General features: G+C 65.6%; 4 protein-coding genes. 2 read left to right on the top strand and 2 right to left on the bottom strand.

From position 1 onward, the window contains the following. Positions 1-51 precede the first annotated feature (51 nt). Positions 52-1,122: an efflux RND transporter periplasmic adaptor subunit gene (locus tag PCJ21_RS08465; RefSeq protein WP_269930953.1), complete on the top strand. Its 1,071-nt coding sequence runs from the start codon at positions 52-54 to the stop codon at positions 1,120-1,122. Next, the gene (locus tag PCJ21_RS08460; protein ID WP_269930952.1) at positions 1,119-4,199 is read left to right on the top strand and encodes an efflux RND transporter permease subunit; all 3,081 of its coding nucleotides are present in this window, start codon (positions 1,119-1,121) and stop codon (positions 4,197-4,199) included. Before PCJ21_RS08465 ends, PCJ21_RS08460 begins: the two co-directional genes overlap by 4 nt. A gap of 322 nt (positions 4,200-4,521) precedes the next feature. On the opposite strand, the gene PCJ21_RS08455 is transcribed toward PCJ21_RS08460, so the two are convergent. Then, positions 4,522-8,115: a TonB-dependent receptor gene (locus tag PCJ21_RS08455; RefSeq protein ID WP_269930951.1), complete on the bottom strand. Its 3,594-nt coding sequence runs from the start codon at positions 8,113-8,115 to the stop codon at positions 4,522-4,524. After that, positions 8,112-16,148, bottom strand: a complete 8,037-nt coding sequence (locus tag PCJ21_RS08450; RefSeq protein WP_269930950.1) for a DUF7507 domain-containing protein — start codon at positions 16,146-16,148, stop codon at positions 8,112-8,114. Before PCJ21_RS08450 ends, PCJ21_RS08455 begins: the two co-directional genes overlap by 4 nt. Between the last annotated feature and the right edge of the window lie 395 nt (positions 16,149-16,543).

Raw genomic sequence — 16,543 nt, 5'->3', positions numbered from 1 at the left:
ACGAGGCTTTCCCCGATGACATTGCGTTGTTTGGCATCAAGGCATAGTGCCATGCTCGGTATGGTGGCTGTTTCGGTTGTGTCCGTTCTCCTTGTCGGCTGCCAGCGCCAGGAGGAGGCAGCCGAAGCGCCGCCACGGCCGGTGAAGACTGTTTCGGTGTCCTTCAGCCCTGAAGACACGTTCGGTTCGCTGGTGGGCGAGGTTCAGCCCCGCGTCGAAACCAATCTTGCTTTCAGGCAGGGCGGCGAAATCCGCGAACGCGACGTCGAAGTCGGCGATCTCGTCGAGGTTGGGACCGTGCTTGCCCGGCTCGACATCGAAGACTCCCAGGACGCCGTGCGAAAAGCCGAGGCCAATCTGTTCGCCGCGCGGTCCACTTTCGAGAATGCGGACGCGGTTCGCGGTCGCCAGCAGGCGCTTTATCCCCGCACCACCAGCCGGGCGGCGCTCGACAGCGCCATCGCCCAGGCCAATGCCGCGCGCGCCGGCGTCGATGCCGCCGAGGCCGCCGTACGCGTCGCCAACAACAATCTCGACAACCGGGTGCTGGTGTCGAACGCCGCCGGCGTCGTCACCGCCGTCGGCGGCGATGTCGGCCAGGTGGTCGGCGGCGGCCAGATGGTCGTCCGCGTCGCCCAACTCAAGGACAAGGACGCGGTCTTCCAGGTGCCGGAAGCCGCGATCCAGTCGGCCGACCGGAGCATGGCCATCGAGGCGAGCCTGCTCAGCAATCCGCAGAGTAGGGCCGTGGGCGCGGTGCGCGAGATTTCGCCAACCGCCAACCCCGTCACCCGCAACTTCACCGTCCGTGTCGGGCTGGACGCCGTGCCGGACGACTTCCGCTTTGGCAGCGCGGTTCGGGGCACGGTGCAGATGCCGGGCGCTCCGGTCGCGCGTCTGCCGATGACGGCGCTGTTCAACGAGGGCAACAGGCCGGCGGTTTGGGTCGTCGATGCCAAGACCAACACGACAAGGCTTGTCGCCGTCGATGTCGCCCGCTTCGAAACCCGCGATTTCCTCGTCTCCAAGGGCATTTCCGAGGGCGACAATGTCGTCGTCGCGGGTGTCCAGCAACTGCGCCCGGATATGCCGGTACGCCTTCTGCAGGGAAGCGCGCAATGAATGGCGGCTTCAACCTTTCGGAATGGTCGATCAGGCACCAGGGGCTTGTCATATTCCTGATGCTGCTCGGTGCCATTGCCGGCGCGTTCTCCTACGTCAATCTTGGACGCAGCGAAGATCCTGAGTTCACCGTCAAGACCATGCTCGTGCATGCGGCCTGGCCCGGCGCGACCATAGAGCAGACCACCGACCAGGTTACCGACCGCCTGGAGCGGACCCTGCAGGAAGTGCCGAGGCTCGACACCTTGCGCAGCCTGACCACAGCCGGCCAGTCGGTCATCTATGTGACGCTCGACGATTCGACGCCGCCCGACGAGGTCGCCGAGCTCTGGTATCAGGTGCGCAAGAGGGTCGGAGACATGCAGGCGACATTGCCGGCAGGTGTTCGCGGGCCATTCTTCAACGACGAATTCGGCGACACGTTCGGCATCATCTACGGCTTCACATCGAGCGATTTCAGCGATCGCGAACTGCGCGACTGGGTCTATGAAGCGCGCAATCGCCTGCGCCACGTCGAAAACATCGGCAAGATCGAGGTTCTCGGCACCCAGGACGAAACCATCTTCATCGAGTTTTCAACCCAGCGCCTCGCCAGTCTCGGGCTCAGCCCGTCCGCCATCATCGGCACCATCCAGGCGCAGAATGCCGTTCTTCCCACCGGCACGATGACCGACGATGTCGATCGCACAATCCTCGAAGTTTCGGGCGACCTGCGCGGCGAAGACGACATCCGCAACATCAACATACCGACCGGTTCAGGCTTCGTCCGTCTCGGCGACATCGCCACGGTGACACGCGGCACCGTCGATCCGCCGCAGCCATTGTTCCGCGTCAAGGGCAAGCCGGCGATCGGCCTTGCCATCTCCATGAATTCGGGTGGCGACATCCTCGAACTCGGCCGCAATGTCGAGCAGGTCATGAACCAGTTCCAGAACGATCTGCCGATCGGCATCGAGATGGTCCAGGTCGCCGACCAGTCGGAGGTCGTCACCAACGCCATCCGCGGCTTCACCATCTCCCTCACCCAGGCCGTGCTGATCGTGCTCGGCGTCAGCTTCGTCGCGCTCGGGGTCAGGGCCGGCCTGGTGGTTGCGGTGTCCATCCCGCTGGTCATGGCGATGACATTCCTTGCCATGGAGCTGACGGGCATAGCGCTGCAACGCGTCTCGCTCGGCGCATTGATCATCGCGCTCACCCTGATGATCGACGATGCGATGGTCGCCGTCGAGATGATGATGGCCAAGCTCGACGAGGGCTACGAACGGGTCAAGGCCGCGTCCTACGCCTACACGTCGACGGCATTTCCCATGCTGGCGGGAACGCTGGTGACCATCGCGGGTTTCATCCCCGTCGGCTTCGCCCGCAGCGTTTCGGGCGAGTATGCCAGGTCCCTGTTCCTGGTCATCGCATTCGCCCTGATCATCTCCTGGCTGATTGCCGTGCTTTTGACGCCCATTGTCGGCCTGGCGGTGCTGAAGTCGGGCGGCGCTTCCGGCAAGAAGGAAAGCGCGTTCGTGCGCGGGTTCAAGAAGTTCCTCCATGCCTGTATCCGCCTTCGTTTGGCGGTCGTGCTCGGCACGGCAGCCTTGTTCGCCGTTGCGGTCATCGGATCGTCGGCCATGAAACGGCAGTTCTTCCCACCGTCCGACCGTCCCGAGTTGATCCTGCAGCTGGTGCTGCCCCAGAGTTCGTCCCTGCGCGGGACCGAAGCGGAGGCCCGGAAGGTTGAGGACCTTCTGGCCGCTGACGACGACGTTGCCGACTGGAGTTTCTATGTCGGCTCGGACCCCATCCGCTTCTATCTGCCGATGGATATCCAGGCGCCGGCGCCGTTCCGCGCCCAGGCTGTCATCATCGCGAAGTCCGTCGCAGCGCGCGACGCCTTGCAGGCAAGGCTCCAGCAACAGCTCGACGAACGCTTTCCAAACATCGTCGCGCGCGTCTCGCCGCTTGAGATGGGTCCGCCTGTCGGCTGGCCGGTGCAGTACCGCATCAGCGGACCGGACGTTGCCGGTGTCCGCGCCGTGGCCTGGAAAGTGGCCGACGCGCTGGGCAATATCAGGGGCGTGATCAGTCCCAATCTCGACTGGAACGAGCCGGTGCGAAAGGTCGTCATCGAGGTCGACCAGGACCGCGCCCGTCTGGTCGGGCTGAATTCGGCCGCGATCTCCCAGACGCTGTTTGCGACAGCGTCCGGCTTGCCGATCACCCAGGTCAGGGACTCGATCTACCTCGTCAACGTGGTGGCGCGGGCGACGGCGGAAGAGCGCGCCAACGTCGAGACGTTGCGTTCGCTGCAGATACCGATCGGCCCCAACAAGACGGTTCCATTGGCCAGCATCGCCACGATCGAATACCGCACGACGCAGCCGGTGCAGTGGCGGCGCGACCGCGAGACCACCATCACCGTGCAGGCCGACACCGACGACGGCGTGCTGGCTGCCTCCGTGGTGGCACAGGCGGAAGCCAAGATCGAAGAGCTGCGCCGCGACAATCCGGGCTACAAGATCGCCGTCGGCGGATCGACCGAGGGCGCCGAGACGGGCCTTGCCTCGGTGCTCGAAATGCTGCCGCTGATGGCGATCATCATGGTCGTCATCCTGATGGTGCAGTTGCAGAGCGTTCAGCGCCTGATCCTGGTCATCAGCGTCGTGCCGCTGGGGCTCATCGGCGTGGTCGCGATCATGCTGATCTCGAATACGCCGGTCGGCTTTATCGCGGTCCTCGGCATGATCGCGCTGATCGGCATGATCACCCGAAACTCGGTGGTTCTGATCGACCAGATCGACAAGCGGCTGGAGGAAAAGGGCAGGTCATGGCAGCCAATCATCGACGTCACCGCCGAGCGCGTGCGGCCGATCTTCCTGACCGCCGGCTCGACCATTCTGGGCATGTTGCCGATCATCCGCGATCCATTCTGGGCGCCGCTTGCCTTCACCGTGGTGGGCGGCCTCGTGGTGGCGGCGGTCCTGACGCTGATCTTCCTGCCGGCACTCTACGTGCTTTGGTTCCGTATTCCGGCGGAACCGCAAGCGCCGGTCGCCGCAGAAGCTCCTCGGGCCGTCCTGGTGACCTGAAAACGTCATGTCCAGGCAGGTGAGCTCGCAAACGGCCTGAGTGCCCGGGTGCCGCATTGGCGGAATGGCGCCGGGACGGCGTCAACGACCTTTCCAATCAGCGCGATGGTCAGGCAGCTTCGTTGTGCAACGGAGCTGACAGCCATGCGTGGACAACGGCGCGTGCGCGGGATCGAAGGACTGTTCGCTGCCAATCGCTAGTCTAGATCATGCTGACAATCGTCCCTGGCGACGCGCACGCCGCGAGATGATCACGGAAAGGCGCCTCACATGAGCGGCATGGCCCTACCCGCGATCCAATTTCCTGCCTCCCGACGACACTTCAAAACTTTCCGACGACATTGAGGAATGCGCCCTCGTCGTCGAGGGTGAGGTCGCGGAGGTCGTCGGAGAAGCGGCCGAAATTGTAGCCGACACCGACCTTGAAGTTGTCGCCGACATGGCGGTAGACCGCTGCCAGCACGCCGAAGTCGGTGGTCTGCGCCGAGGGCATGTAGAGCACGCGGCCTTCGAGCAGAAGATCCCACGCCTTCACGATATGCAGGTCGGCGCGCAGGATGCCGAGATGCGCCGACGAGCGCTGCCAGTCCGTGAAGGTCTCGGAGCCGTCGGTTACGCGTTGCTGGACGTCGCCGATGCGGAAGCCGTATTTGCCACCCACCGACAGCCACGGGAACAGGTCGTAGATCAGGTCCGCCGAGAGGATGTGGCTGCGCTGCTTGGGACTGGCGAGCGAACCTTTGATGCCGACCTGGTCGATGCCGGGCAGGTCGTAGAGCCAGCTGTATTTGAACAGCGCGTTGAGCCGGTCGTTGTCGACCGGGCGGTAGGCATAGCCGAGCGAGGCCTCGACATAGTCGCCGTCATGGAAGGCGCCGGCATTGGAGTCCGACAGCACCGCGTCGACATTGGCGATGAGCCGCCAATCCTTGCTCGTCTTCCACGACAGGCCGGTGGCGAAGAGGTAGGAATTGGCGTCGCGGCTGCCGTCGTCGGAACTGTCGAAGCGCGCCTCGCCGCGGATGCGGGCGGTGATGCCGGCCTCCTCGTCGTTGTAGCCGATCGACAGGGAGGCTGCCTTGCGGTCGAAGTCCGAGCGCTGCTTGCCGGTCGCCGGGTCTATGGTGTCGTCGCGGACGGTGCCGACCTCAAGCCCGGTGTCGACAGTCCACACCGCGTCGGGCGTATAGACGACGCCATAGGTCTGCGTCAGTGACTGGCGCTGGCCGAACATGTCGTAGCTGTTTTCGGCATAGGCGGATGCGGTCTCGCCGAGCTTGCGGCGGACGCCGCCGACGACCGCTCCCTTGTCGCGGCCGACGAGATCATAGTTGCGGTCGATATCGAAGGCGCGATCCGGATCGAGGCGATAGCCGACATAATAGTGGTCGTCGGCGGTCGGGTCGTAGGTGACGGCGGCAAGCGCGCCGACGCCGCCGGTGCCGTAGGAGACCTCGCCAGCGAGGCCGACCTTGTCGGTGAGCTTCATCTCGCCGCCGACGCCGGCGCGGTCGTTGCGTCGGATATCGCCGGAGCGGCCGAGCGTGCCCTGGCCGAAGACATAAGCCTTCCAGTCGTCGTTTGGCTCGTATTCGAGCCGCACCCCAGCATCGAGGCGCGAGCCGTCATAGCCGGCCTTGCCCGAGGCGATGGCACGCGGCGACATCACTTCGGTGTAGCTGATGCCGAAGGAGGCCTTCCAGTATTCGTCGAACTGGTAGCTCAGGCTGGCCGTGCCCTCGCGCTCGACCTTGCCGTCCTCGTCTGAGAAGTCGTCATAGACGAGGTCCAGCCCGGTGCGGTCGTTGAGTTCGAGGTCGGCATGCGCGCCCCAGATGCGCTCGTCGACCGAGACCTGCTCGGACAGCGTCGCGAAGCCGGCCTGCTTTTCCTCGTAGTAGCCGCCGACCGTCCCCTTGGGCCCGCCCTTGGCGATGTCCTGGAGATCGACCTGGCCGCGCACACGCCATGCGCTCGCGGCGCGGTCGCGGTTGCCGCTGCCAGCGACGTCGCTGATTGTCAGGCCGCCGTCATAGGAGCGCGAGGTGCTGAAGCCGGGGCCCTTGGAATGCGAGACTTCGGCCTCGACAAAGGTCTTTTCCGAATGACGCAGCTGGATGTCGGCGCCATAGGCCTGCTGGTCGGCCTCCCCCGTGGTCTCGCTCATGCCGGTGACGCCGACGCGCACCTTGTCGTTCAGCCATTGCTGGCCGCGACCGCCATAGACATAGCCGTCGACGTCGGTGGAAACCGGCGTGTATTCGTACTGGGCGACGAGATAGACCTTGTTGCCGCCAAGCGCGCCGTCGCGCACCGGGCCGGTGGTGCCGGCCGACGACGACAGCGGCCGTTTCAGGATCATCACGCCTTGCATGTAGTCGAACGAATAGTCCTGGCCATAGACGAGGGTGCGGCGTTCGACGATGCGGCCGGAGACGGCGTCGCGGATCTCCACGGTCACCGTTTCGGAGCCGACGGTGATGTCCTGGCGCTTCAGGAAGTAGGCCGAGCCGCCGGTTCCCAGGAATTCGTCGCGCTGCGGCAGCGTGTCGGGCTGGGCGGCATAAAGCGTGACCTCGCTCTTGCGCTCGCCGAAGGAAGTCGTCTCCTGCGAGCGATAGACCGCGCTCGCGCCATAGAGCGCGCGGTCGGAGCGCATGAACTCGGTGCCGGTTATGCGCGTCTTGTAATTGCCCCACATGACGTGGCTGTCGCCACGATCGAGGCGGACGAAGAACTTGCCGTTGGTCGGCGCGTCCTCGACCATGGTCGAGTCGTCGCCATAGACAGGGTAAAAGTCGTCCGGATCGAGCCGGCGCAGCAATTGCCTCGGATCCTTGGCGTCGAGGCCGCGGAACATGTTCTCGATCTTGTCTTCGCCGGTGTCACCGGCGGCAGTCAGCAGATACTTGCCCTTGATCTTGCCCTTCACATAGAAGGCGAGCCGGCCATTGGTGTAGATGTCGTCATATTCGCCCGGCCGCACCGCCTCGATGTTGGCGTCGCCCATGCGCTTGCCGACAGTGAGGTCGGCGAGCGCGACATAGAACCAGTCATTGTCCGGAATATTGATCTGTCGGTTGAAGTCGAGCGCGCTCGCCTTCGACAGGCCCTGGACCGCGACATCGACCTGGTGGTCGCCCGGCGGCAGGATGCGCTGCACGACGAAGGCGCGTTCGTCGTCGAGCGGGATGTCCTCGCCCAATGCGCTGACGCGGTGGCCCTCTGGAACGTTGCGGCCATAAACGGTAACGGCCCCGCCATTGATCGGGATGTTGCGCAAGGCGGTGCGGTCCTCGCCGGTGCCGGGGGCGGCTGCTTCCCTCTTCGCATCGGGAGTGTAGTCCCGTTCGGTGCGCTTGATGCTGAGCGGCACGGTCTCGTCGTGGCGGCCCTTGGCGTCATAGACGCGCAACACGTAGGTGAACTCCGGCTCGCCGTCGAATTCCGCCGGCATCGTCCAGCCGGCTTCGCCGTTGATCTTCACCGGCACGACGGCGACGGGTGTCACCGCACCCGCCCCCTCGGCGGGGTAGATGCGGATTTCAGCGCGGTCTATGAAGGCCGGGTAGTTGGCGGTCGCCAGGAACGCCACCGTCTCCCCTGCTCTGTAGCTGCGCCTGACCGGCACAGTCGAGATGTTGAGCAGCGGCTTGGCCTCAAGGCCGTCGAACTTGACCTGGATGTCGACGGCGGCGAGGTCGACATCTGTCTTGCGATCGATATCCTCCGACGTCGACTTGGCGCCTTCGGCGAGCGGTTCGCCGTCGACGCTGATCGAGAACGGAATGTCGCCCATCCCGGCCGCCGCGGCGACGCCAGCCGTGGCAAGCAGGGTGAGTGCCGTTCCGGCAAGGAAGGTGCCGCGCAGGCCGGATGTCATGTGCATGAGGCGGGCTTTCACGACGGAGCTCATTTGCTTGCTTCCACGCGCGTTTCGACATCGAGCGAGCTACGGTGACCGGCGGCGCGCCAGCGGCTGGCGATCTCCTTGTCCAGGGCCCGCATGCGTGCATCCGTCAGGTCCTTGCCGGCAGTCGCATCGAGATAGCGGATGCGCAGGATCGACGGCTCCTTGCCGAGCAACTCGACGAGGTGGTCGAGGCCCTTGTTCCACTCGGGCCGCAGCGCGGTTTCGCCGGCGACGAAAGCCTCGTCCTTGAGGTCGAGCTTGACGATACGGCCGACCGAAGCGCCGAAGTTGAGCTTGGTCATCTTGCCGGCGGTAAGCCTGACGACACGCGGGTTCTCGGTGGTCAGGCGGTAGCCCGAAGGCAGCGTGCGGGTGTCGAGCTTCATGATGAAGTTCGAGCCGATACGCTGGGGCAGGTCGGCGCAGGCGACGTGGAAGCGGCCATGCGCGTCGGTGGTCACCAGCACGCCCTTGACGGTGGCAAGCCGCACGCCCGGCAGGCCGGGTTCGCCTTCGTCCTGGTAGCCGTTGCGGTTCTTGTCGTCGAAGACCTTGCCGATGATCTCGCCGCAGTCGAAGACGGGTTCGGCCAGGATTTCGACTGACGCCTTGGCCTCGGGCGCAAGCGGGTTGCCGTCATCGTCTGTCGCGATCGCCGTGTTGATGTGCTTGCCGGGTCCGGCCGAGCTCAGCGCCATCAGCTGCAGGCGGATCTCGATCTTGCCGCTGCCATTCAGCGCCAGGTTCTCGAACACGATGTTGCGGCCGTTGACGGCAGGCGTCACCGCGACACCGTCGACGGTCGCCGAGCCCTCGACGAAGCGGAAGCCGGCAGGCATCACGTCGGTGACGGTCAGGCCGCTCACCCGGGCCACGGAGTTGTTGGTCACCGTGATCGTGTAAGGCGCCTTCTCGCCGATGCGGATGAAGCGCAAGCCGGCCTGCTTGGTCACGGTGATATCAGACGGAGCAGCGGCAGGCAGCGCCAGAAGCGCGATGCTGTCGTTCGATTCCACCAGGTTCGACGGGACGATGACGCCGTTGCGGTAGCCGCGGGCCCGGGCCGTGTTGTCGACGCCGTCATCGATGCCGGCAGCATTGTCGATGTCGGCTTGCGTCAGGTCGTAGGTCGCCGTGAAGGTCTGTGCCGCACCGGGCGCAAGCGTCAACGGCGCTGGCGTTATCGCCGACAGGCTGCCGCCGGCGGGCTGACCATTGAAGATCGGGCCTGCATCGACTGGGTCGACGTTGTCGAGCGCAAGGTTGCCGGTGTTGGTGACGACGAAGCTGTAGGACAGCCTGTCGCCCGGCGTCGGGCTGCCGCTGCCGTCGGTATCCTCATAGGCACCCGACTTGACGATCTTAAGCTCCGGCTTGGCGGTCGGCGTGGTCACCTCGCAGGTGGTGCAGGCGGGATCGAGGTCGCCGCCCGAGATGGTGTTGGCGATCTCCGTGAGCCCGGCAGGGATCGGGTCGGCGATGGTGAACTCGATGGTGACCGTGGCCGTATCGTTGGCGGGCACGGTAGCCACAGTGAGGTCGAGCGTGCCCGGCCCGGCGACCGCGGCGGTGAAGCCGGTAGCGCCTGTGACCGAAGTCAGCGTCGCCCCTGCCGGCACGTTCTCGGTGAAGTCGAAGTTGGTGAAGGCCGAGCCGCCGGCATTGGTGAGCGTAATGGTGTAGGTCAGCACCTCCCCGGGCTCAGCGATATCGTTGACCGCGATACTTTCGTCGGTCAACGCCTTGGCCACCGTCATCTTGGGTCCGGTCGGCACCGTCACCGAGCAGGTCGTGCAGGCAGGATCGATGTCGCCGCCGGACACCGTGTTGACGATGGCCGCCAGGCCATCGGCGAGCGGATCGTCGACGGTGAAGACGACCGTCACCGTTGCCGTGTCGTTGGCTGGAACCGTGGCGACGCTGAGATTGGCGGTGCCCGGACCGGCGACCGCCGAGCCGAAGCCCGACGCTCCAGTGACCGAAGTCAGCGTTGCCCCTACCGGCACGTTTTCGGTGAGGTCGAAGCCGGCGAAATCGGAGCCGCCGGCGTTGGTCAGCGTGATCGTGTAGGTCAGCACCTCGCCCGGCTGGGCCGTGCTGTCAGCGGCGATGCTCTCGGCCGTCAGTGCCTTGGCCACCGTCACCTTGGGCGCGGTCGGCGTCGTCACCGAACAGGTCGCGCAGGCGGGATCGATGTCGCCGCCCGAGACGGTGTTGACGATCGAGGCCACGCCGTCGGCGAGCGGATCGTCGACGGTGAACCGGACGGTCACAGTCGCCGTTCCGTTGGCCGGAACCGTAGCGACCACGAGGTCGGCGGTGCCAGGCCCAGCGACGGGCGCGGTGAAGCCGGAAGCACCCGTGACCGAGGTCAGCGTCGCACCCGCCGGCACGTTCTCCGTCAGGTCGAAGTTCGTGAACGCAGTGCCCCCGGCATTGGTCAGCGTGATGGCATAGGTCAGCACCTCGCCAGGCTGCGCCACGCCGTTGACGGCGAAGCTCTCACCGGTCAAGCGCTTGTCGACCGTCACCTTGGCCGGCGTCAGCGTCGTCACCGCGCAGGCGGCGGCGCAGTCGGGCGGCAGGTCGCCGCCAGAGATCGTGTTGGTAACCTGCGTCGTCCCGGCCGGCAGCGGATCGGCCACCAGGAAGGTCACGGTGACTACGGCGCTGCTGTTGGCCGGAACCGACGCCACGGTGAGGTCAAGTGCCGCCGCGCCGGACACAGGGGCGGTGAAGCCGGAAGCTCCCGTGACCGAGGTCAGGGTCGCACCCGCCGGCACATTCTCCGTCAGCCTGTAGCCCGCAAAGTCGGTGCCGCCGGCATTGGTCAGCGTGATCGTATAGGTCAGCGTCTCGCCGGGCTCGGCGATCGTGTCGACGCCGATGCTTTCGCCGGTAAGCTGCTTACTCGCGCTGACCGCGGGCGGGGTCGGAATCTCCACACACTGGGCCGAGGGGCAGGACGGCAGCGGATCGCCGGTCTTCACCGCGATGTTCGAGACCTTGGTTACCCCAACCGGCAGCGGATCCTTGACCCTGGTGCGGACGACCAGCGTGCGCGTGCCTGGCACGACACCGATCTGGGCCGGAACGGACAGGCCGCTCCAGTTGACGTCGCTGCCGGAAAGCGCGCCGCCGTCGCTGGCATTGGCAAAGGTCACATTGGCGTCGAGACTATCGGTAACAGCATAACCGGTCGCGGCCCCGCCGACATTGGTCAGCGTGATCGTATAGGTCAGCGTCTCGCCCGGCTCGGCGATGCCGGCACGGCTGCCGCTCTCGCCGGTGAGCGCCTTGGCGATGGTGATCGCAGGCGGTGTCGGCAAGGACACGCACTGGTCGGAAGGACAGACGGGCTCAGGCTCGCCGGTCTCATAGACCACGTTGCCGATCTTCGTCACGCCGGCCGGGACCGGGGTATTGACGATGGTATGGACGAAGAGCTCCAGCTTGCCAGGGGTTGCCCCCGCCTGCTGCGGCACGCTCAGTCCCGACCAGGTGACGGTCGAACCGTTGTCCCAGACGCTGCCGGGAGAGGCGAAGCCGAAGGACACGTTCGGGTCGAGCTTGTCGACGACCGAAAAGCCGGTCGCCGGGCCGCCGGTATTGGTCAGCGTGATCTTGTAGACCAGCGTTTCGCCCGGCTCGGCGACACCCGGCAGGCTGCCGCCGGTATCGGACATCAGCGTTTTCTTGATCGTCACGTTCGGCGGCGTGGGAAGCTCCACGCATTGGACTGACGGGCAGGAAGGTTCGGGCTGGCCGGTCTCGAAGGCGATGTTCGACACGCTGGTCACGCCCACCGGCAGCGGGCTCGCCACCTTGGTGCGCACGGTAAGCACCAGGGTTCCCGGCTCGCCGCCGGACTGGGCCGGAACCGAAAGGCCGCTCCAGTTGACATCGCTACCGCTCGAAGTGCCGCCGTCGCTTGCGCTGACGAAGGAGACGTTTGGATCAAGCCGGTCAGTCACGGCATGGCCAGATGCGGCACCGCCGGTGTTGGTAAGCGTGATCTGGTAGGTCAGCGTCTCGCCGGGTTCGGCCACGCCGACGCGGCTGCCGCTCTCGCCAGACAGCTTCTTGTCGATGGCGATGACAGGAGGCGTCGGCGTCTGGGCGCATTGCGCGGAGGGGCAGTCCGGTTCGGGCTGGCCCGTCTCCAAGGCGATGTTGGCGACCTCCGTGGTGCCGACCGGAAGCGGATCGTCGACGATCACGACGACCGTGAGGTCGAGGATGCCGGGGGTACCGGCGCTGTAGGCCGGCACCGCGAGATTGGTCCACTCAACAGCACCGCCGACGTCGACGCCACCATGGCTGGCGGACGAGAAGAGCGTGTTGGAGTCGAGCTTGTCGGTGACGGCATAGCTGTTGGTCGCACCGCCATTGTTGGCCAGGCGGATGCGGTAGGTCAGCGTTTCGCCCGGCTCGGCAATGCCGGGCAGCGTGCCGCCGGACTCGCCGACCAGCGACTTCTGGATGGTGATGTGCGCGGGATCAGGGATCTGCACGCACTGGTCGGACGGGCAGATCGGATCGGGCTTGCCGGTCTCCTTGACCAGGTTGGTGACGATGGCGCCGGCGGCCAGCGGATCGTTGACCACGACGTTGACCGTCAGCACCAGCGTGCCGGGCACGGCTCCGACCTGCGCCGGAACGGTCAGGCCGTTCCAGACCACCTCGCCGGCACTGGCCACGCCGCCATTGTCGGCGCTCTGGAAGGTGACGTTGGCGTCGAGGACGTCGGTGACTGAATAGTTGATGGCCGCGCCGCCGGTGTTGGTCAGTGCGATCTCATAGGTCAGCACCTCGTTGGCCACGGGAAGACGGTCGCTCGCGATGCTCTCGCCCACCAACGCCTTCTTGATCGTGATCTTCGGCGGCGCTGGAATCTGGACGCACTGATCGGACGGGCAGTCGGGATCGGGCGAGCCGGTTTGCTTGGCCATGTTGGTGACGGTCGTCTGGCCCGCCGGCAGCGGGTTCTTGACCTGGACGCTGACGGTCAGCGCCAGCACGCCGGCGGCCGTGCCGTCATGGGCCGGGACCGTGAGACCGTTCCAGACGATGTCCGTGCCGCTGAGCACGCCGCCATGGCTGGCGCTGACAAAGTCGACATTGCCGTCGAGCACGTCTGTCAGCGAATAGTTCGACGCCGTGCCGCCGCTGTTGGTCAGCGTGATCTGGTAGGTCAGCACTTCGTCCGGCTGCGGAACCTCGTCGACCGTCATGCTCTCGCCGGTCAGTTGCTTCCTGATGGCCACGGCGGGCGGAACGTCATCGTTGACGACCTCGCAGACAGCAGAGTCGCCGCTGACCAGCGTCAGCGCATTGCCCGACACCTGCGGCGCGCCGTTGATGACGCAGCTGAAGGGCCCGCTGCTGTATCCGGGCAGGTTGGCTTCCGACAGCACATAACTTCCCGCCGGAACGGAGACTGCCGTCACCGCCGCCGATCCGGTCTCGCCGGTGATCGTCGCAGGCCCCGTGGCCGACAGCGTGAAGTCGGTTGCGGCGGCGATGCCGCCGTCGTCGTTGACCAGCGTCTTGACGAGCGTCAGCGTCGCCGGCTGGTCGTCATTGGCGATGGCGCAGACCGCCGCGTCGCCATTGGCCAGCGCCAGCGTGTTGCCGACAACGGCTGCGCCGCCATTGACGACGCAGGCATAGTCGCTGCCGGTGTAACCCGGCAAATTGGTCTCGCGCAGCACATAGGTGCCGGCGGGCACCGCTGCATCCGTAACCGCCGCGGAACCGGTGACGCCCGAGACGATGACCGGACCGGTCGCCGTCAGGGTGAAGTTGGCGGGTGTCGCAACACCGCCATTGTCGTTGGTGACCGTCTTCACCAGCGTAAGCCGCGCCGGCATGTCGTCGTTGACGATCGCGCAGACGGCCTCCTGGCCGACGCCGAGCGTCAGGCTGTTGCCGGATACGGCAGCCCCGCCATCCACCGCGCAGGAATAGTCGCCGCCGGCATAGCCAGGCAGGTTGGATTCGGTCAGCGCGTAGGTGCCGGCTGGAACCTCGGCGCTGGTCACCACAGGGGTGCCGGTCTTGCCGGCAATCGTCACTGGTCCGGTCGCCGTCAGCGTGAAGTCGGAGACCTGGGCCGTCCCGCCATTGTCGTTGGCGACCGTCTTGGCGAGCGTCAGCCGCGCCGCCTCGTCGTCGTTGGTGACCGAGCAGACGGCGACGTCGCCGGGCACGAGCGCGAGGTTGCTGCCGGAAACCGCAGCACCGCCATTGACGACGCAGCTATAGGTGCCGGCGGTGTAGCCCGGCAGGTTGGCCTCCGACAGCGTGTAGCTGCCGGCGTCGACCGCAACAGCGGTCACCGCCGCATTCCCCGACACGCCGGAGATCGGCGTGGGCCCCGTGGCCGAAAGCGTGAAGTCGGCGGGCACGGCCGCGCCGCCATTGTCGTTGACGACGGTCTTGGCAAGTGTCAGCCGCGCTGGCTGGTCGTCGTTGACCACCGTGCAGACGGCCTCGTCGCCAAGCGCAAGGGCAACCGTGTTGCCGGAGACGGGTGCCGCGCCGTTGACGACGCAGCTGTAGTCCCACGTCGTGTAGCCGGGACTGTTCACCTCGCCCAGTGTGTAGGTTCCTACGCCAACCGACGCATCGGTGACGGCGGCGCTGCCCGCAATGCCCGAGATCGAGACCGGGCCCGTCGCCGTCAGCGTGAAATCAGCAGCAACAGCCGTACCGCCATTGTCGTTGGTGACGGACTTGAGCAGCGTCAGCTTGGGGCCGATGTCGTCATTGGTGATCGTGCAGATGGCGTTCTGGCCATTTGCCAGGCTCAGTGAATTGCCGACGACCGCCGCCGCGCCATCGACGGCGCAGCTGTATTGATCGCTGGTGTAGCTCGCGACGGCATCCTCGCTGAGCGTGTAGGTGCCGGCGGGAATGGATGCATTGGTGACAACTGCCGCGCCCATCGCGCCCTCGACCACCTTGGGTCCGCTGGCGCGCAGCGTGAAATCGGCGGGAGTCAGGCTGCCGCCGTTGTCGTTCACCACCGCCTTGCGCAGCGTGACCTTGGGCTGGCAGATCTCGACCGGATTGATCTGTGCCATGAGGCCCTGGAACCCCGGCGCCGACTTGGAATGCACCACGATGGTGTTCAGGCCGGTCTGCCAGTTTCCGCGCAGCGAGCCGGTCGCACCGCCGCCTGCCAAGAAGCCGCCGTAGTAATAGGGGTCGGCCGCGCCGTAGTTGGACTGTATGCCCTGGGCAACTCCGTTGACCCAGACCTGGTGGACGGCATTGTCCGCATAGAATGTCATCTTGAGGTCGAGGCTGGCAGGATCGACCGCTGGATCGAGATTGAACTGATAGCGGTAGAAGCTGTCGAGATTGGCCGCTTGCCCGCCCGTGGCGCTATGGGCGATCCAGTTCGCATTGCCGAAGGGCGAAACCATCCAACTCATCGACGGATTGCTGACGACGGTCGCGGCCGTGTAGCTCAACCCTGCCGGCGGAGCGCCGGTGACTGGCGTGGTGGTGGTTGCGATAGCCCAGTACGAATCCTTGCCCGAGACCAGCTTGCCACCGGCGCCGTTGTAGGCCGTGTTGAAATAGGCGCCGCTGGTCGTGCACGACATGGTCGGCACGCCGGTAGGCACCGGCGGCGGCGTGGGGATCGACACGCTGCAGGTCGTGCAGCCGGGCGGAATGTCGCCGCCGCTGATCAGGTTCCTGATGCTGGTGACGCCGAGCGGAATCGGCGTCGCGACCGCGAATTGCACCCGCACCTTCTCGGTCGCGCCTGCGGCGACGAGCGGAACCGTGAGCTGGACCGTCGCCGGCCCCTGCACCGGCGTGGTGAAGCCGTTGGCGCCGGTGACAGAAGTCATCGTCGCGCCGTCGGGAACGTTCTCGATGAAGTCAAAATCCGTGGCGGCGCCAGCGCCGCTGTTGGCCAGGGTGATCTCGTAGGTGAGCGTCTCGCCGGGTTCGGCGACGTTGTTGCGCGTGACATCCTCGTCGACCAGCGCTTTGGCAACGCTTACGTTGGGGCTCATGTCATGAAGGACGATCCCATCCAGGCCGAAGTCATTGCCGGCCGCCGTGGTCCGGTTGTTTCGAATGGACAAGGTGACTGATGTTGTGCCGGGACCGGTTACGAACTCCTGATAGCCCTGAACCCAAGTATTCACAACGAGGCTCGGCGTTGAGGCAGCCCCGAGCGCCAGTGATCCGCCCGCATTTGGCGCGACGTTCTGGATCAGGATCGGCGGGTTGCTTGGATGGGTCAATTTGACGTTATAGACAAATCGATAGTGCGTATTTGGTTCTACCGCGATCGGCGAAACATTATACCAGACGCGCTGGGTTGTGCTGTAAGTGCAACCGGCAGTGTTATGGAAAAGATAAGCGGTTCCGTCTGGATCTGATGAAACACCGCCGGCGTCTTGAA

The organism is Aminobacter sp. HY435 (assembly GCF_027568395.1).
Taxonomy (GTDB): domain Bacteria; phylum Pseudomonadota; class Alphaproteobacteria; order Rhizobiales; family Rhizobiaceae; genus Aminobacter.
This window is presented reverse-complemented; position numbering and strand designations above follow the sequence as displayed.